The sequence below is a fragment of the Spirulina subsalsa PCC 9445 genome (assembly GCF_000314005.1).
Classification (GTDB): Bacteria; Cyanobacteriota; Cyanobacteriia; order Cyanobacteriales; family Spirulinaceae; genus Spirulina_A; species Spirulina_A subsalsa.
Genome location: NZ_JH980292.1, coordinates 2,642,703 through 2,667,057 on the forward strand (window position 1 = coordinate 2,642,703; position 24,355 = coordinate 2,667,057).

At 47.8% G+C, this 24,355-nt stretch carries 14 protein-coding genes and 1 CRISPR repeat array; of the genes, 5 read left to right on the forward strand and 9 right to left on the reverse strand.

Translation table 11 applies throughout. The annotated features are described in order from the left end of the window. Nucleotides 1–18 precede the first annotated feature (18 nt). Nucleotides 19–1,521, reverse strand: coding sequence for an Asp-tRNA(Asn)/Glu-tRNA(Gln) amidotransferase subunit GatB (gene gatB / locus SPI9445_RS0112165; RefSeq protein WP_017305024.1), 1,503 nt, complete (start codon nt 1,519–1,521; stop codon nt 19–21). Between the two features lie 141 nt (nt 1,522–1,662). Beyond that, complete coding sequence (locus SPI9445_RS0112170) at nt 1,663–3,600, reverse strand: FAD-dependent oxidoreductase (protein ID WP_026079740.1); 1,938 nt, start codon at nt 3,598–3,600, stop codon at nt 1,663–1,665. An 807-nt stretch (nt 3,601–4,407) separates the two neighbouring features. On the opposite strand from SPI9445_RS0112170, the gene SPI9445_RS0112175 reads away from it, so the two are divergent. The 4 genes from SPI9445_RS0112175 to SPI9445_RS25330 all read left to right on the forward strand — a co-directional run bounded on the left by SPI9445_RS0112175 (nt 4,408) and on the right by SPI9445_RS25330 (nt 11,551). Further along, complete coding sequence (locus tag SPI9445_RS0112175) at nt 4,408–5,928, forward strand: sensor histidine kinase (protein WP_017305026.1); 1,521 nt, start codon at nt 4,408–4,410, stop codon at nt 5,926–5,928. A gap of 42 nt (nt 5,929–5,970) precedes the next feature. After that, nucleotides 5,971–6,342, forward strand: a complete 372-nt coding sequence (locus SPI9445_RS0112180; RefSeq protein WP_026079741.1) for a response regulator — start codon at nt 5,971–5,973, stop codon at nt 6,340–6,342. 31 nt (nt 6,343–6,373) lie between these two features. After that, complete coding sequence (locus SPI9445_RS0112185; protein WP_017305028.1) at nt 6,374–8,530, forward strand: EAL domain-containing protein; 2,157 nt, start codon at nt 6,374–6,376, stop codon at nt 8,528–8,530. An 87-nt stretch (nt 8,531–8,617) separates the two neighbouring features. After that, nucleotides 8,618–11,551 (forward strand): response regulator, encoded by a 2,934-nt coding sequence (locus SPI9445_RS25330; protein ID WP_202803688.1) that lies wholly within the window; start codon nt 8,618–8,620, stop codon nt 11,549–11,551. Nucleotides 11,552–11,634: 83 nt separating this feature from the next. On the opposite strand, the gene pruA is transcribed toward SPI9445_RS25330, so the two are convergent. Together pruA and SPI9445_RS0112200 are read right to left on the reverse strand one after the other, a co-directional pair. Beyond that, nucleotides 11,635–14,604, reverse strand: coding sequence for an L-glutamate gamma-semialdehyde dehydrogenase (gene pruA / locus SPI9445_RS0112195; RefSeq protein ID WP_017305030.1), 2,970 nt, complete (start codon nt 14,602–14,604; stop codon nt 11,635–11,637). A 276-nt stretch (nt 14,605–14,880) separates the two neighbouring features. After that, the gene (locus tag SPI9445_RS0112200) at nt 14,881–15,165 is read right to left on the reverse strand and encodes a YiaA/YiaB family inner membrane protein (RefSeq protein WP_017305031.1); all 285 of its coding nucleotides are present in this window, start codon (nt 15,163–15,165) and stop codon (nt 14,881–14,883) included. 407 nt (nt 15,166–15,572) lie between these two features. Between SPI9445_RS0112200 and SPI9445_RS0112205 the strand changes: the two genes are divergently transcribed. Continuing rightward, nucleotides 15,573–15,782 carry a hypothetical protein gene (locus tag SPI9445_RS0112205; RefSeq protein ID WP_026079742.1) on the forward strand — a complete coding sequence of 70 codons (210 nt, stop codon included), beginning with the start codon at nt 15,573–15,575 and terminating at the stop codon, nt 15,780–15,782. 16 nt (nt 15,783–15,798) lie between these two features. On the opposite strand, the gene SPI9445_RS0112210 is transcribed toward SPI9445_RS0112205, so the two are convergent. The 5 genes from SPI9445_RS0112210 to SPI9445_RS0112230 all read right to left on the reverse strand — a co-directional run bounded on the left by SPI9445_RS0112210 (nt 15,799) and on the right by SPI9445_RS0112230 (nt 24,347). Further along, nucleotides 15,799–16,701 carry an alpha/beta fold hydrolase gene (locus SPI9445_RS0112210; RefSeq protein WP_017305033.1) on the reverse strand — a complete coding sequence of 301 codons (903 nt, stop codon included), beginning with the start codon at nt 16,699–16,701 and terminating at the stop codon, nt 15,799–15,801. Between the two features lie 136 nt (nt 16,702–16,837). Beyond that, nucleotides 16,838–19,920: a CRISPR direct-repeat array (repeat unit 37 nt; unit sequence GTGATCAACGCCTAACGGCGATCTAAGGTTAACTCAC). Nucleotides 19,921–20,271: 351 nt separating this feature from the next. Then, entirely contained in the window at nt 20,272–21,696 is a 1,425-nt protein-coding gene (locus SPI9445_RS0112215) for a Ni/Fe hydrogenase subunit alpha (protein WP_017305034.1), read from the reverse strand. Nucleotides 21,697–21,747: 51 nt separating this feature from the next. After that, nucleotides 21,748–22,296, reverse strand: a complete 549-nt coding sequence (locus SPI9445_RS0112220) for an NADH-quinone oxidoreductase subunit B family protein (protein ID WP_017305035.1) — start codon at nt 22,294–22,296, stop codon at nt 21,748–21,750. Between the two features lie 62 nt (nt 22,297–22,358). Then, nucleotides 22,359–23,075 (reverse strand): bidirectional hydrogenase complex protein HoxU, encoded by a 717-nt coding sequence (gene hoxU / locus SPI9445_RS0112225; RefSeq protein ID WP_017305036.1) that lies wholly within the window; start codon nt 23,073–23,075, stop codon nt 22,359–22,361. Between the two features lie 210 nt (nt 23,076–23,285). Beyond that, nucleotides 23,286–24,347: an Acg family FMN-binding oxidoreductase gene (locus tag SPI9445_RS0112230; RefSeq protein ID WP_017305037.1), complete on the reverse strand. Its 1,062-nt coding sequence runs from the start codon at nt 24,345–24,347 to the stop codon at nt 23,286–23,288. Between the last annotated feature and the right edge of the window lie 8 nt (nt 24,348–24,355).

Consider the following 24,355-nt stretch of genomic DNA (forward strand, 5'->3'; position numbering starts at 1 on the left):
GTATTCAGCAGACCCTAATTAACCTTTCAATTTTTTACCTAACAATTGATTAGTTAATTTTGGGTCAGCCCTGCCGCTGGTTTCCTTCATTATTTGCCCCACAAAAAAGCCCTGTAACTTGGTTTTTCCGTTGCGGAATTGTTCCACCTTGTCGGCATTTTCTGACAAGATTTTATCAATAATTTTCTCCAGTTCCCCCGTGTCGGAAATTTGGATCATGCCCTTACTTTCCACAAACTTCTGGAGAGAATCAATCGGGGTGGTGAGTAATTCCGGCAAGATTTCTTTAGCAATTTTGCCGCTAATCGTTCCCTGATCAATTAAGTTCACCAATTCCGCTAAAATAGACGGCTTTAAGGCAATTTCCCCAATGGATAACTTCTCACTGTTCAGGTAGGCGGCAATGTCCCCCATTAACCAGTTTGCTACTTGTTTGGGGTTAGCATTTTGGGCAATTGCACTCTCAAAATACTCCGCAATCTCCCGATCGTCCGTCAAAACTCGTGCATCATAGGCCGAAAGTTCTAACTCCTCCTCATAACGATGGCGTTTTTGGGCGGGTAATTCGGGTAACTCTCCCTTCCATTGATTCATCTGTTCAACAGACACTTCAATGGGGGGTAAGTCCGGTTCCGGGAAGTAGCGATAATCGCTAGAACCTTCCTTACTGCGCATACTAACCGTTTTTTGACTCCCCTCCTCCCAGAGACGAGTTTCTTGGACAATTTTTTCCCCGGTTTCTAAACATTTAATTTGCCGTTCAATTTCGTAGTCAATGGCTTTTTGAATGGCACTAAAAGAGTTCATATTTTTAATTTCTACCTTCGTGCCGAACTCTTTTTGACCTATAGGACGAATAGAAATGTTCACATCACAACGTAAGGAACCCTCCTGCATATTGCCGTCACTGATGCCTAAATAACGCATGATGCGGCGTAATTCTTGGCCATACTCGGCGGCTTCCGCCCCGGTGCGGATGTCGGGTTCTGAGACAATTTCTAAGAGGGGAACCCCAGCACGGTTAAAGTCTACTAGGGAGTGGGTGGATCCGGCAAGGCGATCGCTTCCCGCATGAACTAATTTCCCCGCGTCTTCTTCCATGTGTAATCGAGTGATGCCGATTTTCTTCCGTATTGGTTCATCCCCCGGTTTTTCGACTACTTCAATTTCTAGCCAGCCATGTTCAGCAATGGGTAGATCATACTGGGAAATTTGGTAATTTTTGGGCAAATCGGGATAAAAATACTGTTTGCGGTCAAATTTACTATAGGGGGCAATTTGGCAGTTTAAGGCGATTCCGGCTTTAACGGCATATTCCAGCACTTTCTCGTTTAAAACAGGCAAAACGCCGGGGTAGCCTAAACAAATGGCGGAAATGTTGGTATTAGGGGGAGTACCGAAGGCTGTAGAAACGGGACTGAAAATTTTCGTCTCGGTGTTCAGTTGACAGTGGGTTTCTAAGCCAATCACGGCCTCGTATTGGGTAGAAGTGGCTTTTTTTTTCGGTGCTGCGGTTGCCATTGGGATTCTCTAAAAAAATCGAGGACAGTCTCTAGGGTTGATCCTAGCACGATCTCGACTAGGGAACGGGGAACAGGGGGGCAGGGGAGAGGAAGAGACGAGGAATTCAGACTTATTCCCTATTCCCTATTCCCCGACTCCCTAAATCCGAAACATTCCACTGGGATTGACCGAGAGGAGCGATCGCCGTTTTAACCCCTCCTGATGTAAAATCCCGTTAGCGGCCAACAGTCCACTACTTACCGCCCGTTCCATTAAGCCACAGGGAAAGGGCATTTTGATCCAATCCCCCGCCAACACCAAGTTAGAAATAGGGGTGATGGTTTCAGGACGAGTGGCATAACTTTCCGGGGGATAACCGGAAAAGTTTTTCTGATTCACTAACTCCTTGTGCAGGATTTTCGCCTCTTTTAACTCCGGCACAATTTCCCGCAATTCCTGTTCAAAGGTTGTCAGTAAAGCCTCTTGGGTGGGGAATTCCTGCTCTTTATAACAATAAGCGTGTAATTCCACCACACTACAGCCTGTTCGTTCGGACCACTCCATAAACTGCCGTTGAATGCGATGGTAAAGGGTAATACTATCCGTTAAGGCATACCCCGAAAGAGAGGCAAAATTACTATGTTCCCAAGGGAAATCCCGATCTAACCAAAAACGCCCTACAGCAAAGGGATCCGACACCGCTAAATTCTGCACCGCTTGCCGAAATTGCTCATCCACCTCCCCCGTCATTAACCCCACTAAATGGCGAGTCCCCGGAACATCGGCCGCAATCACATAATAATCCGCCTCTACCATTTCCTGTTCCTCTGGAGTGGGGGGATTTTGGGCGATGAGTTGAGCGCCTTCCTCCGTCGTCTCGGCAATGCGGAAACGGGCTAAATCACGCTGGGCGGGGCCTTGGATGACTCGTCCCTCCTGATCATAGCGCGCCCCATGACAGGGACAACGAAAACCGCCATCGGCTTGGGGTTGTACTGTACAACCTTGATGGGTACAAGTCAGGGAGAGGGCAGTTTCTGGGGTTTGGGCGCGAAAAACGCGATCGCCTGCTCCATAATAGACCGTTTTCTCGTCACTCAATTGGGGGTTTTTCGCCACCCAAAAGGGAACATCCCCATAGAATGATGACCCCTTTTGATAGGTCAGTTGGCTAATTTTGCCCCCATTACAGTGAATTTGGGACACATTGGCCTCCGACACCATTTCCCCCCCATTGCGTTCAATGGCGGCAATAATCGGTTCTACTAAGCTGGTTCCCATATCATCCCTTGTGCCGTTAAAGGCTAATCCTTCGGGATTGCCGAAGAAATAGAAGTGGAAAAACTGCAATAATTCCCCCGCACTCAACACATCGGGGGCGTTTAAACTGGACTTGGCAAAGGGGAGGAAATAGAGATCATATAACCCTTGAGGGAAGCCTTCCGCTACCCATTCCGCCACGGTTTTATGATCGTATTGGTCAAAGGTGCGGGGGATTTGAAAGCCTGTAATAGCGCGGAAAACCTGTAAATGGTGCCAGTCGGTTAGGTTAATTCCCCAGTTGAACCGATTGGGAGAGGCGATCGCTAAATCTACAATATTCCAAGGAAAGGCCGAGTGACTGGGGCGAAACACCTCCGGTTGATAATTCCCCCCCCGAAAGACCAACGAATAAAACTCTAACGATTTAAAATTCTCCTCAATCGCCAACTCCGCCACAATACTCTTGAGATTGTAGTATTGGGGGAAAAAGCCGTGAAAGCCGTGTTCCATGCGGAAGGTATCCCCTCCCACTTGAATCCTCCAACTGGCAATCTTTCCCCCAAAATTGGGCGATTTTTCCAGTAATTTCACCTTAAACCCTCGTTGGCTGAGTTCATAGGCACAGGCCAACCCCGCTAAACCCCCTCCCACCACGCACACCGTTTTCTCCCGGTCCAAGTGTGCGGGTAAATCCAGAGTGTCCGGTTGATGAACTGTAGGTTGCGGTTTCGTCACACGAGAATAGCCAATCCCTGCACCAACAGCCCCCAGTCCCATAATTTTTATTGCAGTGCGTCGTGAGATTGGGGCGGTAAAATTAGATAGTTGAGTCATGAGTTCGACAAGATCGGTACATCTTTAGGCGGCTGTCTTAGCGATGTTCCGGCATTCCCCGCCCATCGTTTGGGACAACCCTTCTCAGGTTATGTAAATTTGTTTGAAGTTATTTTAAGGGATATACAGACATTTTGCGGGGAACGGTGAATAGTGAATCGGGTGTCGGGAGCAGGGGGAGCAGGGGGGCAGGGGAGCAGGGGAGCGGGGGAGCGGGGGAGCAGGGGAGCGGGGGAGCGGGGGAGCAGGGGAGCAGGGGAATAGTGGCTAGTGAATAGCCAAAACTCTTTTATTTTAGGGAACGGGGAACAGGGAACAGGGAACAGGGGGAGGGAAAATCCGGTTGTGTCCAAAATTGAAGACCCTATAAATAGTGTCGTCTAATTTATTGGACGCTATATCTGGGACTTGACAAAATGCACACAAGCTTAACTTGTTAAGGTTGGGGAATAGGTAATGGGGAATACTAATCGACTCCCGACTCCCGATTTCCTAGGGCGCAAGCATTGCGCCCCTACACCGACTCCCGACTCCCGACTCCCTATTCCCCGTTCCCCGTTCCCTTAACCTGTCACAAAGTCTTAATAATTTGCTGACACAATGGAAGAAAACTAAACAGAATCTTCAAAAAAAGTTCGGTCTTGAAGCCGATAAAATGAAAATTAGATAAAGTCCTGTAAAGCTTACGGAATTTTCTCCGGTTACGGGGTAGCTCAAATAACCACCCCTTTGAATTAGCGGCTAAACTGAGGATAAGAAAACTTTAAGTTTTATCCCTTAAGTTTTCTTCCTTGGTGCTATCCGTCGATGGAGTCAGTTCATCCCGCCGAATTGTTAATCACTGGACATCCCCATCCCCTTGAGGAGGCAACCCCCCTAATGTTTCATCTTTCTTCCGACACAGCCTTACACCAAACTACTGAAGTTTCCCTATCCCCTCTCGACTGCAAACAGCAGAAAATGCCTAATCCCCTGACCATTGCCTCACCGGTTTCTCTCCTTGATCATCTCCTCATCCAACTAGCCCAAGCCACCACCCTAGATCGGTTAATCTCCTCAGAGGTCATGCTGCCGTTAATGGCCTATAGCGACGTGAAATCCGTGTTTTTATTATTATCAGAAGCCAAAGGTTGGCGGGTGGGGGCGATCGCCCACTTCTCCACATCGGGTAAACCTGTTTTACAAATCCCCTCTCACTCCGAAGAATCCCCCTCGGTTCTCAACTCCCCCATCGTGCAGAACTTGCTCTGGGATCCGAAAGTGAGCATTTTAGAAAACCTGGAAGATCATCCCGATTATGGCCGAGATCCCTACATTCCTCATCAGGGAATTAACGCCCTCTGTCGTTTCCCCTTGCAACAAGGAGACGAACAACTTGGATGGTTACTCTTTACCCATGATCAGCCCTCGGGACACTTTACAGGCGATCGCCTAACCCAACTGCACCTAATCAGTTATCATTTTGCGATCGCCCTCCAACGCACCCACCTCACCCGCACCCTCCAAAAGACTCAGACTGAACTGAAACTCATGCAGGAGCGAGTCATTGCCCAGGAAAAACTCGCCTCCCTCGGTGCCCTCACCGCAGGCATTGCCCACGAAGTTAAAAACCCCCTCAACTTCGTCAACAACTTCGCCGAACTCTCCGTAGACCTCACCCAAGAACTCCTAGAAGAACTCGAAACCTTTCAAGATAAAATCGACAGCGAAACCTGGGACTACCTTGAAGAAATCCTCAGCGACCTGCAACAAAACGTCCAAAAAATTAACCATCACGGCAAACGCGCCGACAGCATCGTTAAAGGAATGTTGCAACAGTCCGGAGGCAAACCCGGAGAACGGAAACTCACCGACATTAACGCCCTGCTCCAAGAATACGTTAACCTCGCCTACCACGGAATGCGCGCCAACGATTCCACCTTTAACATCACCCTCAATGAACAATACGACCCCGAAGCACAACCGATCTTTGTTGTCCCCCATAACCTGAGTCGCGTTTTCCTGAACCTGCTCAATAACGCCTGTTACGCCGCCCACGAACAGAAAAAACGCCTCGGTGAAGACTTTTCCCCCATCCTCTGGGTCAAAACCCAAGCCTTCGACCAAGCCCTAGAAATTCGCATCCGGGACAATGGGATAGGCATCCCCCCCGAAATCCGCCAGCAAGTCTTTCAACCCTTCTTCACCACCAAACCCGTCGGCATTGGGACAGGATTAGGGTTAGCCATTAGCTATGATATTATCGTGGAAGAACACAAGGGAAGAATTGAGATCAACAGTGAAATAAACGAGTACACTGAATTTGTGATCACCCTGCCCACTCATTAGATTTCCCATCAACCCTGTTTTACCCCCAAGTCTAAAATGATGCTGAAAATTATGGTAGTTGATGACGAAGAAGATATTAAAATTCTTTTTCGACAGAAATTCCGTAAAGAAATCAAAAAAGGAGAGGTAGAATTTGAATTTGTCCACTCTGCCCAGGATGCCATAGAATACTTAAAACGAGAAGGGGCTGATCCGGTTTTAATTCTGTCAGATATTAATATGCCCGGGATGACAGGGATTGAACTACTGAAAGTCATTAAAGGCAACTTTCCTGATTTAAAAGTATTTATGGTAACAGCTTACGGAGACGAGAAAAACTATCAACTTGCCCAACAATATGGGGCTGATGATTACCTCAATAAACCCATTGATTTCGCAGCCCTAAAAGAGAAAATTATTAGTCTATCCTCTTAAACATTTTTCATCCTAAGATTCAGGGGGGGCAATGCCAGCCAAGATTTTGGTGGTTGATGATGATCCAGATTTTCCGGCACTCATTCGCCAGGTTTTTCGCAAAAACATCCGTCAAAAAGACTATCAATTTATTTTTGCCCTTAACGGTCTAGAGGCCTTGCATCACATCCGTCAAGATCCCGAAATTGATATGATTTTGACGGATGTTAATATGCCCCAAATGGACGGCATGACCCTGTTACAAAAAATCGCAGAAATGCCCAACCAAACCACTAGCACCGTTATTATGTCGGCCTACGGGGATTTGGAAACCATTCGTAGTGCGATGAATTTAGGGGCCTTTGATTTTTTAACAAAACCGCTCAACTTACAGGATTTAGAAATTACCACCCGCAAAACCTTAAAACATATTCAACAGGTTAAACAGGTTTTACAAGATAAAGAAACCGCCCAAAAGTTACGGGATGACCTGACCAAAAAAATAACCTTACGGGAAAGTGAAATGCGCTATCAACGGCGCTTTAGGGCTTTAATTGAAAACTCCACGGATATTATTATTATTCTCAATATTGAAGGGGCTATCACCTATGCTAGTCCTTCTGCGTTGAGGGTGTTAGGAGATATTGTGCAACCTAAAAATCTCGTAGCGTTTGGTTCTTTGCTCCATCCTGATGAGATTACTTCGGTCATTCAACGGATGGAAAAAGTGCAAGAACAGCCCGGAGAGAAAGAACTAATCAGTGAATTACGCTTAAAAACCCGCTTTGAAACTTGGAATATTTTTGAAGTGGTTTTTACCAATCTTTTACAAGATCCTGATGTCGAGGGAATTGTGGTGAATTGTCATAATATCACTGACCGCAAAATTGCGGAAGAAAAGTTTTTATATGATGCACTCCACGACTCCTTAACTCGCTTACCCAATCGGGCGTTATTTATGGATCGTTTATCCCAAGCTTTAGCCCGACAAAAACGCCATCCTTCGTCTCAATTTGCCGTTTTATTTATTGATTTAGACCGTTTTAAAGTCGTCAATGATAGTTTAGGGCATTGGGGCGGGGATCAACTATTAGTAGAAACCGCCAACCGTTTACAAGAGCAGATGCGCTACGATGACACCATTGCTCGATTAGGAGATGATGAATTTGCCATTTTATTAGAGTCGGTCAATACGGCTCAAGATGCTAATAATGTCGCCCAACGTTTACAGATGAAGTTACAACTTCCGGTGATTATTAATCAACAGGAAGTCTATACTAGCGCGAGTATTGGGATTGTCTTCCCCAATGGACAGTATGATGCGCCCTCGGATATTTTGCGCGATGCTCATACGGCTATGTATCACGCCAAAATCCAAGGTAAAGCCCGACAACAGATGTTTGATGTTACGATGTCGGCGGATAATTTAGCCCGTTTGCAACTCGAAATTGATTTAAGACGGGCGAAGGAACGGGAAGAACTTCAGGTTTATTATCAGCCCATTGTGAACTTAAAAACGGGACATTTAAGCGGTTTTGAAGCACTGATGCGCTGGAAACATCCCCATCGCGGGCCGGTGAGTCCGGGGGCGTTTATTCCCTTGGCGGAGGAAACGGGGTTAATTGTGCCGATGGGATGGTGGATTTTACAAGAAGCTTGTGAACAAATTCAGGTTTGGGGGGAAGAGTTTCCGGATTCTGCCCTGACTATTAGTGTGAATTTATCGGGGCGACAATTTTCTCAGCCTCAATTAGCGAAGGAGGTGGATAAGATTCTCAAGGCAACGGGGGTTAATCCTCAACGGTTGCGTTTAGAGATTACGGAAACGACGATCATGGAGAATGAAACCATTGTGGCGCAAACCCTCCAAGATTTGAAGGCGATGGATATTCAGTTAAGTATTGATGATTTCGGCACGGGGTATTCTTCCTTGAGTCGTTTACGGAGTTTTCCCATTGATACGTTGAAAATTGATCGCTCCTTTGTGATGAAAATGGAACAGGAGCCGGAGAATTTGGAGATTACCCGAGCGATTATCCGCATGGCTGATAGTTTGGGGATTGAGGTGATTGCAGAGGGGATTGAGCATCAGGAGCATTTACAACTTTTGCGCAAGTTGCGCTGTAAGTATGGACAGGGATATTTGTTTGCGAAACCTTTGGCGGCGGAGGATGCGATCGCCTTATTGCGTAAAAATCCAACATGGTAAGCGGGTGAGGGCGCAAACGTGCTGAACTCCTGTGCAAGGGGTTGGATAGACAATATATTCTTAAAGGAAAGGCAAGTGAGAGCGTGAATGATGCCCGCCAAGATTCTGGTTGTGGATGATGAACCTGATTTAGAAGCCCTTTTGAGCCAAAAATTCCGGCGGAGAATTCGGCGGAAAGAGTTGGTGCTGATTTTTGCGCAGAATGGGGTGGAAGCCTTGGCACGACTGGAGAGGGAACCGGATGTGGATATGGTGTTAACGGACATCAATATGCCCCAGATGGATGGCTTAACCCTGCTGACTCATATTAATGAGCGTTATCCTTTGATTAAGACGGTGATTTTGTCGGCCTATGGGGATATGGAGAGTATTCGCACGGCCATGAATCGGGGGGCTTTTGATTTTTTGACTAAACCTCTGAATTTTGAGGATTTGGAGATTACGACGAATAAGACGCTACAGGCGGTTGCTCAAATTAAGAAGGCGGCGGAACAGGAACGCCTTGCCCAACAGGCCCAAGCTTTACAGGAAAGTGAACGACGACTGACGCAGTTTTTGGAGGCGGTTCCGGTGGGGGTGTTTGTGGTGGATGCTCGCGGCCAGCCTTATTATGCCAATGCTAACGCTTTGTCGTTGTTGGGGAAGGATTTACCGGGGGTGTTTGGCTTGCGGGATTCGTCGGATTATGAGGTCTATTTAGCGGGGGAGGAACAACGGTATCCCAAGGAACGCCAGCCGATGATTCGGGCGTTGGGGGGGGAAAGTTCGACGGTGGATGATATGGTGTTGCGCATTGCGGATCGTTGGATTCCTCTGGAGGTGTCGGCAACTCCGATTTATGATGAGCAGGGGGAAATTATTTATGCGATCGCCGCCTTTAAAGATATTACCCAACGCAAGGAGGCGGAAACCGAGCGGATTCGCTTTACTCAGGAATTGGAAGCTAAAAATGCCGATCTTGAACGGTTAGATCGCCTCAAAGACGAATTTTTAGCCAATACCTCCCACGAGTTGCGCACCCCCCTTAATGGCATGATTGGCATTGCCGAATCGATGTTAGCGGGGGCCGCCGGGCCCCTGAGTGAACAGCAACAGGTGAATTTGTCTATGGTGGTGTCGAGTGGTCAACGTCTGGCGGATTTGGTGACGGATGTTTTAGACCTCTCGAAACTGAAAAATAATGATATTGAGTTAGATCGTAAACCCATTGATTTTAGACAAATTGCTGAGGTGGTGTTAACCCTGTGTAAGCCTTTGGTGGGGGAAAAAGCCCTTGAACTTTACAATGATATTGATCCCGATTTGCCCTTAGTGGATGGGGATGAAAAGCGCTTACAACAGATTATGTATAACTTGATTGGCAATGGGATCAAGTTTACGGAACAGGGATCTGTACGGGTTTCTGCTGCCTTACAAGGAGATTGGCTAGAAATTCGGGTAACAGATACGGGAATCGGGATTCCCCCAGCTAAGTTAGAGGTGATTTTTCACTATTTTGAACAGGCCGATGCTTCCATTTCCCGGGAGTTTGGGGGGGCTGGACTCGGGCTAAGTATTACCAAACAGTTGGTCGAGTTGCACGGGGGGAAAATTGAGGTGCGATCGCAACAAAATCAAGGCTCTGAATTTATCTTTACCCTCCCCATCAGTCAGCAAAGTTGGTGCGATATTTCCCCCATTCAACCCATTGCCATCCCCCGTTCCCAATCCCTCATCCCGACTCAACGTTTAATTTCTCCCATTATTGTGGCAGAAAATTTTAAAATTTTAGTCGTAGATGATGACCCGATTAACTTACAAGTTATTATCAATCATTTGTCTTTAGAAAGTTATCAAATTATCCCTGTTCGCAGTGGAAAAGAAGCCCTCACTTTATTAGCAGAAGGACTCCAACCGGATTTAATGTTATTAGATGTCATGATGCCCAAAATGTCCGGTTATGAAGTCTGTCGCCGCATTCGGGAAACCATTCCTATGAATGAATTACCCATTGTTATGTTAACGGCCAATACTCAGGTTTCTGAGTTGGTGGCTTGTTTAAATGTGGGAGCCAATGATTACTTAACAAAACCTTTATCTAAAAATGAGCTACTGGCACGCTTAAAAACCCATTTAGAATTAGCTAAAATTAACAGTGCTTATAGTCGCTTTGTCCCTCGGGAGTTTCTGCGTTTTTTGGGCAAAGATAGCATTGTCGGAGTAGGTTTAGGGGAGTCGGTGCAAAAAGAGTTAACGATTCTGTTTTCTGATATTCGTTCCTTTACCCAACTTTCTGAACAGATGACTCCCGATGATAATTTTAAGTTTATCAATGCCTATTTAAGCCGCATGGAACCGGCTATATTAGAGAATCATGGCTTTGTTGATAAATATATTGGTGACTCGATTATGGCTTTATTTGGTCGCAGTCCTGATGATGCTATTCATGCGGCTATCTCCATGTTAGAAATTCTCAATACTTATAATTTAACCCGTCAAAGACCCAATAGACCTCCCTTAAGAATTGGAGTCGGAATCAACACCGGATCCGCCATGCTGGGAACAGTTGGAGGTGTTAATCGTATGGAAACAACGGTGATTAGTGATGCGGTCAATATTGCAGCTCGTTTGGAGTATTTTACTAAAATTTGCGGAACTTCGGTGTTAATTAGTGATCAGACATTTTTGGGATTAGAAAGTCCTGAAAGTTATCATTATCGGTTTTTAGGAAAAGTACAAGTGAAGGGGAAAAATCAACTGATTTCAGTGTTTGAAATTTTTGATGCGGATGAAGCGGTTTTAAGGGAACATAAAAACCGAACGAAAACCCATTTTGAGGAGGCCGTGATGTATTACTATGGCAAAAATTTGCAGGTGGCTCATGAAATTTTTGGAGAAATTCAGGCTGATGGCTGCCGCGATCAGGTGGTTGATTTATATGTCCAAAGTTGTGAATATTGGCTACAACAAGAAGGTCATTTAATGCCCGAGGTGATCACCCCATTTTTAAGTTACAACTGGGATATGGGCAAGTTACAGTGAATCGGGAGCAGGGGAGCAGGGGAGCGGCAATCTCCCGACTCCCGACTCCCCATTCCCTAGCCTAGTTATTCAGCAAGCCCTAATTACTCTGCGCCTTCAATGGGGGCAAACCCTTGACGCTGGATGTTTTCCGTCACGCTGCGGGGTTCGAGGAACTGTAATAAGTAGTCGGGGCCCCCGGCTTTGGAACCGACTCCAGAGAGTTTGAATCCGCCAAAGGGTTGACGGGCGACGATGGCTCCGGTGATGTTCCGGTTGATGTATAAGTTGCCGACTTCAAAATCTCGCCGCGCTTGCTCAATGTGGGAGGGGGTGCGGGAATATAATCCCCCGGTGAGGGCGTAGTTGGTGCCGTTGGCTATGGCTAAGGCTTGCTCAAAGCTGGTGGCTTTGATGACGGCTAAGACGGGGCCGAATATCTCCTCTTGGGCAATGGTGGCATCGGGGGAAACGTCGGAGAAGATGGTGGGGGGGATGAAATAACCTCCGCTGGGGGTGGGGCTTTGGAAGGCTAGGGTGGCTTCCTGTTTGCCTTTTTCGATGTATTCTAAGATGCGATCGCGGGCTTCTTGATCCACAACCGGCCCGACGGTTGTACTGGGATCCTCGGCTTTCCCCACGTTTAAGGATTTTGTCGCCTCAATTAAACGGTGCATAAAGCTTTCATAAACGGGTTCTAACACCACGACACGGGAACAAGCGGAGCATTTCTGCCCGCTATAACCAAAGGCAGAAGCGACGACACCCGCCACAGCTTGATCTAAGTCGGCGCTTTCGTCCACAATGATGGCGTTTTTGCCCCCCATTTCCGCAATCACCCGTTTTAGGTGTTTTTGCCCCGGTTTCAGTTTGGCGGCTTCGGCGTAAATATAACACCCTACGGCTTGGGATCCGGTAAAGGCGATGAGGTGAACGTCTTTGTGTTCCACCAGATGAGCGCCAACGGTGGGGCCATCGCCGGGGAGGTAGCTAAAGACTCCGGGGGGAATGCCTGCCTCTAGGAGGATTTCGGCGATTTTGGCGGCAATAATGGAGGATTGTTCGGCGGGTTTTAGGAGGGTACAGTTTCCGGTGACGAGGGCGGCTACAGTCATGCCAACGGCGATCGCAAAAGGAAAATTCCAGGGCGAAATCACCACCGCAATCCCGCGAGGCTGGTAGGTGTAGCGGTTGGTTTCCCCGGCTAAATCATAGTTATACCCCTGATCTAACCGTTCCATTTCGTCGGCATAGTAGCGACAAAAATCAATCGCCTCGGAAATCTCTGCATCGGCTTGGGGTAAGATTTTCCCCACTTCTAAACAAATCCAAGCCCCCAACTCAAAGCGCCGTTGTTCCATGATATCCGCCGCCTTACGCAGCACGCCCGCCCGTTGACGGACTGGGGTATTCCGCCAAGCGGGAAAGGCGGTTTTCGCGGCGGCTAGGGCTTGCTGGGCTTGTTCTAGGGTGGCATACCCCACCTTACCCACTAACTGCTGGCTGTTGGAGGGATTGAAACAGTCTACAATCTGGGAACTTTCCACCCATTCCCCATTGATTAAGGGGCGGTAGGTATTGCCCAAACTGGCGCGCACTTTGACGAGGGCTTGTTTAGCTTTCTCCCGCAGGGCGCTGTCTGCATAGTCGGTGTCGGGGGCGTTGGGATAGGCGGATTTAGCAATCAGGGGGGCTTCCTCCTCAAGGTGGGGGGCGGCAATCAGTTCCTCAATGGGGCGTTCTTCCATATTCTGGCGGAGGAAGGAGGAATTAGCTGTATTTTCCAGTAAACGGCGGATGAGGTAGGACATTCCTGGCAGTAAGTCACCATAGGGGGCATAGACGCGCACCCGATGCCCCCGTTTAACGATGGCCTTGGCGAGGGCTTCCCCCATGCCGTATAAGACTTGATATTCAATGGCACGGGGGGGAATTTGCAGGGTTTCTGCGATCGCCATTGCCCGGGCTTGAGTGCGCACATTATGGGAACCGATGGCCGCGTAGAGATACTGATGATTCTCTAGCAATAACTGCATCACCCGTTCATAATTCTGATCCGTAGCCGCTTTTTGGTTAAAAACGGGCTGTTTCCAGTCTTTTTGAATCGCAATAATCGTTTCTTGATCCCAATAAGCCCCTTTCACTAAACGAATGGTAATCGGAGTTCCCCGTTGTTTCGCCCATTCAATTAAGCCTTTCAAATCAGCCTCGGAATCCCGCAAATAGCCTTGTAGGGTGACACCAATATCACTCCGGGTGCGGAATTCTTCCTCTAGGAGCAATTCTTTGAGGATAGCTAGGGTAATCTCCTTATAGCGGTATTGTTCCATATCAAAGTGAATCGCCGCCCCCACTTCTTGAGCGCGACGGAGTAGGATCCGAATGCGATCGCACACCTTCGCCTTACTTCCCTCCGCATCTAGAGGATCAAATTGAGAGTAAAACGCCGTTAACTTCACCGAAACTTGAACCTTGGGTAACGTTTCCCCCCCCGCTTGGTCAATTTGCTCCACCGTTGACCATTTTTGGGCCGCTTCACTTAACGCTGTAATTAACTCTAAATAACGATCTAAATACAGGGCGGCCTCTTCTTCCGTAATCACCGCCTCCCCCAATAAATCAATGGTAAACGTCATTTTTTCCTTGCGCAGACGTTCCACCGTTTTAATCACTTTCGGGATACTTTCCCCCGCAATATATTTATAAGCCAACGTCTTCACCGACTGTTCCACCGTCGTAGCAGCCAGTTGAGCCGGGGCTGAATTGGGGTCGGCAAAATTGAGCAAATTCTTCAACATGGCGGGTAATTCCACCGTCTCATCACTCATATATTCCTGCAAGTGACGAGCAATTTCCGTTTTAGAACGTAAAGCAGGCAAACAGTCAATAAAACTAAACAATTGGTAACGTAAACCCGGATTCGCCATCGCCCAGTCCATGAGTTTATCATCTAGACGCATTTGGTCGCGGACTTGGGCAAAAAAGGAACGTTTTTCCCGCGTTTGGGAAATTAATTCCTTAGCGATTTCTTGGGTTTTTGCTTCATACTGAGTCTGAGGAATTTGAGTAACCACAGTTTATTTAACTCCTATGGATTGGCACAAAATAATGAGGCGACAAACTTTTCATTTTACCTGAAAAAGGGGGATCTCCCCCATTTGCCCCGTCCTCCTCACCCCACTGATATAGTACTATTGTGCCATCTTGCGACCATTTCCCCAAACAAAATCCCGATCTATTTAGACCGGGATTGCTCTTGTCCAATCTGTCTTTCTTTCACTATCAATCAACTGGGTCAAATCACGAGGAGGGGAATCATCCCCACTCTAGGTCAGGGTAGGAATGAAGTCTCAACGCATAACTCCGTCATGTTCTGCCAAAAGCCGTTCAATTCTCGCCTCATCTAACCGGGAATAAATCCGTTTCGATTCATGAATGTCCCGCGTCGTTTTAGACAAACTAATCGTAGAGCCAACCGTAAACGCTAATCCCATCCCCATAAAGCCCTTTGTCCAGTTATCCACAGGCAAATTCAAGATACCGATACCCATTGCAGAAACCGAAATAATAAAAGCCGCCCAAGTTTGAATAATCCAAGCATTACTATGATCTTGTTGCGTTAATTCTTTTGACATTGCCTTTCAACCTTGCTTTAATTAAGCCTAAAGCTGTCATGCTTTAATATTAGCCTAAGACCCGTTTAAAGTTCCCACTATTGTGTCACTTTTTTAACTGGTCTTAGTGCAACACTGGGGTCAGCAATTATTAATCATTCATTATCAAGCCTCTCTTGCCCCTAATCTTTGGCGAGAGATTTTTTAATATCATGTAACGGTCAACTTGTCAAATTGTTTCATTTATTCACACTGGCTGGTTTCTTGTATAGACTTGTTGCAAATTTGGGGATTCTTCGTACAGTTTCCCGTCCGATCCGCTATCTTGGTTAGGGAGATACCAATTATTAAGAGTTTCTTAAGATTTTGTAAGCGTATTGTCCCAACCTTGCACTGTGGCTAAACCTTCATTGGACTTGAACAACGCTATGACACCAATAATGCTGCGTCAACTCTGGTCTTTAATTGAAAACACCCAAGCGGACTTAATTCTGCAACAAGATGACTCCAGCTTGGTAAACTGGCTGTTGGCGAAACTCCGGGAAGTGCGATCGCTGGAAGGGGAGGAAAGCCAAGCGATCAGCCATTACTTACAAACCAAAACCTCCCTCATTCGCGATTTAGCCGCCCAACGCTAAAGACTCTGATCTCAAATCAAAGGATCTTCTGCTGGAGAATCCAATCTCGGATTAACTGATTCACCTGATCAGGATCTTCATCATGGGGACAGTGGCCGGCTTTGAGAAAAAATTCCGTTAACTCGGGATAATACTGGCGGAATTTCGCCGATCGTTCCTGGGCATTCATCCAAGGATCTCCCTCCCCCCAAATCATCAACAGGGGACAAGTTAACTGTCGCAACAGCACATCATTTTTTTCCCCCTGGGGTGACTTAAACACCGAGGCAAACACTTCCACCGCACCGGGATCACAAGACGGGCGATAAATATCCTCCACTAACTGATCTGTAACGGCGCTTTGATCGACATAAACTTTTTCTAGGGTTTTGCGAATATTGCGGCGCTGGCGGACATACTGGAAGAGGAGATAACTCGCCCAAGGTTGAAGTAAAACCGAACGCAGGGCTTTCCCTATTTTTTGCTGCATCGTCGGGGTTTTTTCCGCTTCATTGGGGTCTGTAAAAGGGCCTGCACTGTTTAATAAAATCAGACCTTTCGCCGATTCCGGTCGTTGGGCGGCTACACAGAGGGAACTATAGCCCCCAAGGGAGTTCCCGGCTAAAATAACAGGCTGACCGATCACGGTTTGAATAAAATCATGCAGTTGATCCCGCCATAAATCGCCGCTATATTGCCGATTGGGCTTACTCGAACGTCCAAAGCCCAACAAATCAATCGCCCAAACCTCAAAATGATCTTGTAGTCCGCTTAAATTTTTGCGCCAGTGGTCTGTTGATGCCCCAAATCCGTGAACCAAGAGGAGAGGAGGGTGTCCTCCTTTAACTTGTCCGGTTTTGACGTAATAAATGGACTCTCCCTGCCATTGCCAGTAAGCCCCGGGGAGGGTTAGGTTTTCTGCCGTTGCCGTTGCCTGCATGACTGCCCTAAATGTTAAGTTACGTTAATTTATATTTTGTATTGTAACGCGATACAGTTTAGGCAAGAAGCCCCTAAAGTAGGGTTTTTGGCTTAGGCAAGACTCCCCCTTGAGTGAGATACAGCCCAGTGCGCTTGTGATCAACGCCTAACGGCGATCTAAGGTTAACTCACTTTAATCGCGTCATGGTACGGTTTCAAAATGAAAGAGTGATCAACGCCTAACGGCGATCTAAGGTTAACTCACATTGCTTCGATTAAATTCCAAAAAGTGCTTAAAGTGTGATCAACGCCTAACGGCGATCTAAGGTTAACTCACGCTTTCTTAAATTCCTTTTTCTTTGCTTTTTTAGGGTGATCAACGCCTAACGGCGATCTAAGGTTAACTCACACAAGAGGGACGGGAGTTTGACCAATCAAAAGAGCATGTGATCAACGCCTAACGGCGATCTAAGGTTAACTCACAGCTGGAATCGGAGGAGTGGGAGCAAGCCCACCAATTGTGATCAACGCCTAACGGCGATCTAAGGTTAACTCACTGGTGGTAAATAGCACATCCCCCGGTTCATCCTCGTGATCAACGCCTAACGGCGATCTAAGGTTAACTCACGTGTTTCGGGCTGGCTAATCCCGGGATTCAAGACACGTGATCAACGCCTAACGGCGATCTAAGGTTAACTCACATTACGGGGTTTCCTATCGGATAATCCTGAAAACGTAGTCGTGATCAACGCCTAACGGCGATCTAAGGTTAACTCACGGGGAGTAAGATTTTGTCACCATTCACCCAACATTGTGATCAACGCCTAACGGCGATCTAAGGTTAACTCACTGCTTAGGGCGAGGGATTTTATACAATCCCCTTTTGTGATCAACGCCTAACGGCGATCTAAGGTTAACTCACCAAAGGGAGCTAGCTTATTCCAGCAATATCGCATCCGTGATCAACGCCTAACGGCGATCTAAGGTTAACTCACACCGGGGGAGGCAGAAAAGGAAGAAACAAAAGAGCGGTGATCAACGCCTAACGGCGATCTAAGGTTAACTCACCTGGTGTCCGGGTCGATACCCCTATCCCTGAGTTGTGATCAACGCCTAACGGCGATCTAAGGTTAACTCACGACCATAAGCACGACGCAACCAGTATAAATGAGCCTGTGATCAACGCCTAACGGCGATCTAAGGTTAACTCACATTAGTAACACGCCGTCCAATGTCCAGATTCGGACTGTGATCAACGCCTAACGGCGATCTAAGGTTAACTCACCGCGGATTAGAAAAACAGCGATACCGAAAAATAAAGTGATCAACGCCTAACGGCGATCTAAGGTTAACTCACTTAGGGCATGACCGTCTTTTTTATCGTTCGGTTCGCGTGATCAACGCCTAACGGCGATCTAAGGTTAACTCACGGTCTTTGGATTTTGAGCCCTCCTTTTTTTTCTTGTGATCAACGCCTAACGGCGATCTAAGGTTAACTCACGAACTAACACTTAGTCAGGGATTTACTCAATGTGGGTGATCAACGCCTAACGGCGATCTAAGGTTAACTCACATCCTGGTAAGAGTCGGAAGCCAAATGTATAAACGCGTGTGATCAACGCCTAACGGCGATCTAAGGTTAACTCACGCTCCACAAATGGGGCAAGACTCGTCGCTATATGTGGCGTGATCAACGCCTAACGGCGATCTAAGGTTAACTCACGCTAATCGCAGGTGAGTAGATTTTTTATTGAGATAGTGATCAACGCCTAACGGCGATCTAAGGTTAACTCACATCCGCCGGACGATTTTTCACCTAACGACGGTGATCAACGCCTAACGGCGATCTAAGGTTAACTCACCCACAAGGAAGTGAGGCCACACAAGTATAAAATAGTGATCAACGCCTAACGGCGATCTAAGGTTAACTCACATTAGACAAACTTATGAACATTATGAACACTAAGTGATCAACGCCTAACGGCGATCTAAGGTTAACTCACAAGTCCGTCAGTCTTGCAAAAATGGTTCTGACGTTGCGTGATCAACGCCTAACGGCGATCTAAGGTTAACTCACTCCTTACCCCCTTAAAGCTCCCGCCATCTTTGAAGTGATCAACGCCTAACGGCGATCTAAGGTTAACTCACCGATAACTCGTTCGATGTGATATTCGGCGTTATTGTGATCAACGCCTAACGGCGATCTAAGGTTAACTCACATCCTTCCACCCAATTCCTGATCAGGCTTGGTGTCGTGATCAACGCCTAACGGCGATCTAAGGTTAACTCACACTAATCTGAAAGTCCCAAATTTTCGTACACTTCAGAGTGATCAACGCCTAACGGCGATCTAAGGTTAACTCACTGAGCCAGCCTCCGCACATTCTGAGGAGTAATGTGTGATCAACGCCTAACGGCGATCTAAGGTTAACTCACCATTTTTTTGTTGTTGTTACTGTTGTTGTTGCTGTATGTGATCAACGCCTAACGGCGATCTAAGGTTAACTCACAGGAGTAGGGTGAGAATAAGCGAGGATCAAACCACCGTGATCAACGCCTAACGGCGATCTAAGGTTAACTCACTCCGATTCAGGGGCATCTATCCCACAGAACCGTAGTGATCAACGCCTAACGGCGATCTAAGGTTAACTCACGGGAGATAGAAAGACCGCACCTAAAGGCAGAATGGCAGGTGATCAACGCCTAACGGCGATCTAAGGTTAACTCACATGATGTCCTAGGTGAATAGGGGGATAGGGGGAAAGTGATCAACGCCTAACGGCGATCTAAGGTTAACTCACGTAACGGTCTTTTGAACAACGAACGCGGCTCCCAAGGTGATCAACGCCTAACGGCGATCTAAGGTTAACTCACAGAATCAGAAGAATCAGAAGAAGGAAGAGAGTAACGTGATCAACGCCTAACGGCGATCTAAGGTTAACTCACGACTCACAGGACGGAAAAAAACGTTATCCGTAACAAGTGATCAACGCCTAACGGCGATCTAAGGTTAACTCACACAGGAACAGGATCAGACGGAGGACTCCCAATAACAAGTGATCAACGCCTAACGGCGATCTAAGGTTAACTCACACTACTACTTTTTGGAGTTTTGTTGCTACTCACACCGGTGATCAACGCCTAACGGCGATCTAAGGTTAACTCACAGTGGGAGATTTTGCGATCGCCTATGTCAGCCACGTGATCAACGCCTAACGGCGATCTAAGGTTAACTCACAGCACCCGCCAAAACCCTTACAGGACAACACGCCTCAGACAGTTTTGCAAGCACCCCCAGCAATCCAACCAAATCAAACCCATTCTACACCATTTTTCGCTCAATTGCAACAGCCCAAACCCAACCCCCATCAAGGGTTCAGGATTTTGCAAGCACCTCCCGACCACACTAAATCCCCTCTAAGCCTTACCCAATAACACTTACAGCCCTTTTTCTCCCCCTTTTTCCCCCAACAGTCACCAGGTGCTTGCATTTTTTCCCCAACAGGAACAAAAAAAAACCACACCCTCCAAGAGTGTGGCGTTCAGAACAACTGAGGTAGAAAATTCAAGACTTCCACCGGAAAAAATCCTAACGGCGGTAAACCTCATTTAACAGCGCCCCATCGGCACCAATTAATTCAACGTGCAAGGGCATTTGTCCGGCCGCGTGGGTGGAACAACTCAGACAGGGGTCAAAACACCGGATCCCGGCCTCCACGCGGTTTAATAAACCTTCGGGGATTTCGTTACCGTGAATATAGTGTTTCGCAATTTGCGTCACGGTTTTATTCATGGCGAGGTTGTTTTGTCCTGTGGCAATGATGAGGTTTACTTTTTGAATTAAACCGTTTTCGTCCACTTTGTAATGGTGGAATAAGGTACCGCGAGGGGCTTCACTCACTCCTACGCCTTCGAGTTCGTTAATTCCCGCCTGGGCGCGCACTCGTTCCGATACTACATCGGGATCATCCATTAACTGCTGGATTTTCTCTAAGGCGGCGAGAATTTCGATTAAACGGGCGTAGTGATAGAAGAAAGAAGAGGTCGGAAGGCCACCAGCGCGATCGCGCATTTCCCGCAATTCCCGATCGGCTGCTTCCGTGCCGATGTGATCACACACATTTAAGCGGGCTAAAGGCCCCACCCGATAAATCCCGTCAGGATAGCCCAAAGGCTTGTAGTAAGGAAACTTGAGATAAGACCAAGGCTCCACCGCCTCACCGATAAAGCTGTGATAGTCGTCCTCACTGAGATGATCGGCGATAATATTTCCGTCACTATCCCGGAAGCGCAAATGGCCGCCGTAGTGTTCCCACTCGCCATTTTTGCCCACTAAGCCCATAAACAACGAGGGAAACTTACCAAATTCCTCGGTTTCGGTGGTGAAACGGTCTAATAGTTGTTTGAACAGATTTAAGGCCGTGTAGAGCGTCTCAAAGGACTCTGGGAGGCGTTCCCGAATCCAGGTGCGTCCTTCTTCCGATAAAGGCGATCGCACCCCACCCGGAACCGCCCAGGCCGCGTGAATTTTCCGCGCCCCCAATTTCTCAATAATCGTCTGACCAAATTGGCGTAAACGAATCCCCGCACGGGCTAAATCGGGATCCGCCGCAATCAAACCAAACACATTCCGCGTCGCCGGATCACTATCCCAGCCTAATAAAAAGTCAGGACTACTTAAGTGGAAAAAGGACAGGGCATGGGATTGAGTAAACTGGCCTAAATTCATTAAACGGCGCAATTTTTCCCCAGCCACTGGCACCTTCACCGCCAATAATTTATCCCCCGTTTTAGCGGCCGCTAGTAAGTGACTCACCGGGCAAATCCCACAAATGCGCGCCGTAATCCCGGCCATTTCCGTGAAGGGTCTACCTTCACAAAACTTTTCAAACCCTCGATATTCCACTACATGAAACCGAGCGTCTTCTACTTCCCCGGCATCATCTAAATAGATGGATATTTTGGCATGACCTTCAATGCGAGTTACCGGGTCAATGACTACAGTTTTCGCCATAATGTTCTCCTCTGAAAAATGCTAATCAAGTGATGAGAAATGCCTAAAAATTTAGCCAAACTTAATCATTTCTCGTCCTTCCATTTTGGGCTGTTCCCCATGTAAAAGCGGCTCAATCGTGGCTTTAATTCTGTCCGCAGAGGGAGGACAACCGGGCATAAAAATGTCTACTTTGACTAATTCATGAATGGGGGTTACTCGGTCCAATAATTCCGGCACAATTCCGGGAGCATAGGGTAACTGTTGATTACAGTCACCCAGTTCTAAATAACCCCGTTTTAACACCGCTTCGGCTGTGCCTAACATATTCCGCATGGCCGGAACATTGGCCGTTACCGCACAATCTCCAAAGGAAATCAGCAGTTTTGTTTTAGCGCGAACTTCTTCTAAAAGTTCTAGGTTTTCTTGGTTAGCGACGGCCCCTTCCACTAAACAAACATCCACATTCTCGGGATATTCCTTCAAATCACACCCCACAGGACTATAGACCACATCCACATATTGCGCGAGGTCGATCAGCCATTCATCCATATCTAAAAAGGACATATGACAACCAGAACAACCAGCTAACCAAACGGTGGCGAATTTTATTTTTTCCATTACTTTGACTCCCATTTCCTTGGTTTAATTGATAATTGATAATTGCCCAAGGGGCTATTCATTTAGCGCGTCCATTGTCCTTGTTCCCGTGCGGTGACAAGGAATTCTAATTTTTCGCGATCGCCTGCTTTCTCAGCCGTTGTGGTACCCTTACGGAAAATCGCCCCCGTTGGGCAGGCATCGACACACTTTCCGCAAGATGTACAAGCGTCCACCTCGCCCCAAGGTTGATTCATCCCCGAGACAATATAACAAGCGGCTCCCCGTTGGGCGACATCCCAAACGTGCGCCCCTTCCACCTCATCACACACCCGCACGCAACGAGTGCAGAGAATACAACGGTTGTGATCAATGCCAAATTGAGAATGGGAAACATCTACCCCCCGATCCGGGAAGCGGTAGGTAAAGCGACTGTGATCCATGCCCACTTCCACCGCCACATCCTGCAACTCACAGTTATTATTCGCCACACAAACGGAACAGACATGATTCCCCTCCGCAAAAATGAGTTCAACCGCCATCCGTCGGTATTCTTGCAATTTGGGGGTATTGGTGGTAATTTCCATCCCTTCCGCCACTTGGGTGACACAGGCGGGTAGGAGTTTGTTAATCCCTTTGACTTCCACCAAACATAATCGACAAGCGCCGACATCCGAAACCCCTTCGAGGTGGCACAGGGTAGGAATGGGAATCCCGGCCTCTTTGGCGGCATCGAGGATCGTTTTCCCCTCTTCAATGGCAATGGGTTGATCGTTAATGGTGAGTGTTTTAACTGACATGGTGCTGTTTCTCCTGCTTCAGGAATACTGGTTCAAGTGGGCTTTAACTCCTTTCCTGTCTTCCCCCGTTGAGTAGAATCCCCCTAAATCCCCCTTTGTAAGGGGGACTTCCGGATTTTCCCCCCGTCTTGTTCCCCCCTTCCAAAGGGGGGCTAGGGGGGATAGTTCCTAGATTAGGGACTGATCTTCCCCCCCCTTCCAAAGGAGGGGCTAAGGGGGGATAAACTCCCCAGGGGAATGACGGGGAGTGGGAGGAAGCGGAGCGCCGAGGGGATACCCCAGACGGAAAAGGAGTTGAGGAAAGGAAGAGGGACAAATTTGTTGGATGACTTGCTCCCGTAAGGCTTGCACTTCTAGGGGTTGATTGAAAAACGAAGCACGCACCCCCCACAGTTCGGCCTGTAATAACAGGGCGCTGAGGGCTTGCCCTGTGGCTAACCAAGCGTCAGGAGTATCGGTTTCCGTCACCAATAGGGCAAGGTGGGGGGCATTGGCGACTAAGGTTTGATCCTTCTGGGCTTGACTGTCCCCTAAGTCTACCCAACGAATCAGTTGGGCAACGAGGGGGGTGACAAAATCAAAGGCGGGGGGGATGCCTTGGGCATAACTGGGGATGCCATCGTGATCCTTGTTGGTGCTGGGTTTAATCCAACGGCTCAACTCTTGGCGAAATTCAGGGTTTGCCATTTGGATGCGATCGCCTTCTCCCACCCATTCCACCATCAACCAACGGCGTTCTGGGCTATCCAGCCAAAGCAACGTCACCCCCTCCTCGGCCACCACCTTCTCCAACCCCTGCAACTGTTCCCCCGTCAACGTTGCCCGCTCACCCCCCTCCTCAGTCAGAGGGGATGAGCCTTGATAAGGGCGGCGATCGGTGCGACGAGTCAGGATAGCTTGACAACGTTCTAACGCCTGCTCATCCGGGGAACAAGTTTCCCCAAACTCTAGCCAAGCCAAGAGATCCGCCTGTTCCGGATCCGGAAACGTCGTCACAGCCCCCCCATAGCCAAAAGCCGCCAAGGCCACCCGCAGATTAAACAACGCCGCCCCACAACTCATGATTAGAGCGCGATCTTGAGGATCCACCACCGCTAAGGAGCGCTGACGATCCGCATAGAGCGCCATTTTCTCCCCCACCACCCCAAAACGCCAGGGCTGGGTATTGTGACCGGAAGGGGCTAAAACCGCATAATTCCAGAGGTAATGCCACCGTTGGGAGGGTGTTCCCTCCTCGGGAAAAGCTTCTAGGGTAACTTGCCAAGGATCCATAATGACGA

Coding starts and splice junctions, on each gene's coding strand:
- SPI9445_RS0112220 (WP_017305035.1), bottom strand. CDS start 22,296: ATGGAAAAAATAAAATTCGCCACCGTTTGGTTAGCTGGTTGTTCTGGT.
- SPI9445_RS0112170 (WP_026079740.1), bottom strand. CDS start 3,600: ATGACTCAACTATCTAATTTTACCGCCCCAATCTCACGACGCACTGCA.
- SPI9445_RS0112205 (WP_026079742.1), top strand. CDS start 15,573: ATGACACCAATAATGCTGCGTCAACTCTGGTCTTTAATTGAAAACACC.
- SPI9445_RS0112200 (WP_017305031.1), bottom strand. CDS start 15,165: ATGTCAAAAGAATTAACGCAACAAGATCATAGTAATGCTTGGATTATT.
- SPI9445_RS0112175 (WP_017305026.1), top strand. CDS start 4,408: ATGGAGTCAGTTCATCCCGCCGAATTGTTAATCACTGGACATCCCCAT.
- SPI9445_RS25330 (WP_202803688.1), top strand. CDS start 8,618: ATGATGCCCGCCAAGATTCTGGTTGTGGATGATGAACCTGATTTAGAA.
- hoxU (WP_017305036.1), bottom strand. CDS start 23,075: ATGTCAGTTAAAACACTCACCATTAACGATCAACCCATTGCCATTGAA.
- gatB (WP_017305024.1), bottom strand. CDS start 1,521: ATGGCAACCGCAGCACCGAAAAAAAAAGCCACTTCTACCCAATACGAG.
- SPI9445_RS0112230 (WP_017305037.1), bottom strand. CDS start 24,347: ATGGATCCTTGGCAAGTTACCCTAGAAGCTTTTCCCGAGGAGGGAACA.
- SPI9445_RS0112185 (WP_017305028.1), top strand. CDS start 6,374: ATGCCAGCCAAGATTTTGGTGGTTGATGATGATCCAGATTTTCCGGCA.
- SPI9445_RS0112210 (WP_017305033.1), bottom strand. CDS start 16,701: ATGCAGGCAACGGCAACGGCAGAAAACCTAACCCTCCCCGGGGCTTAC.
- SPI9445_RS0112215 (WP_017305034.1), bottom strand. CDS start 21,696: ATGGCGAAAACTGTAGTCATTGACCCGGTAACTCGCATTGAAGGTCAT.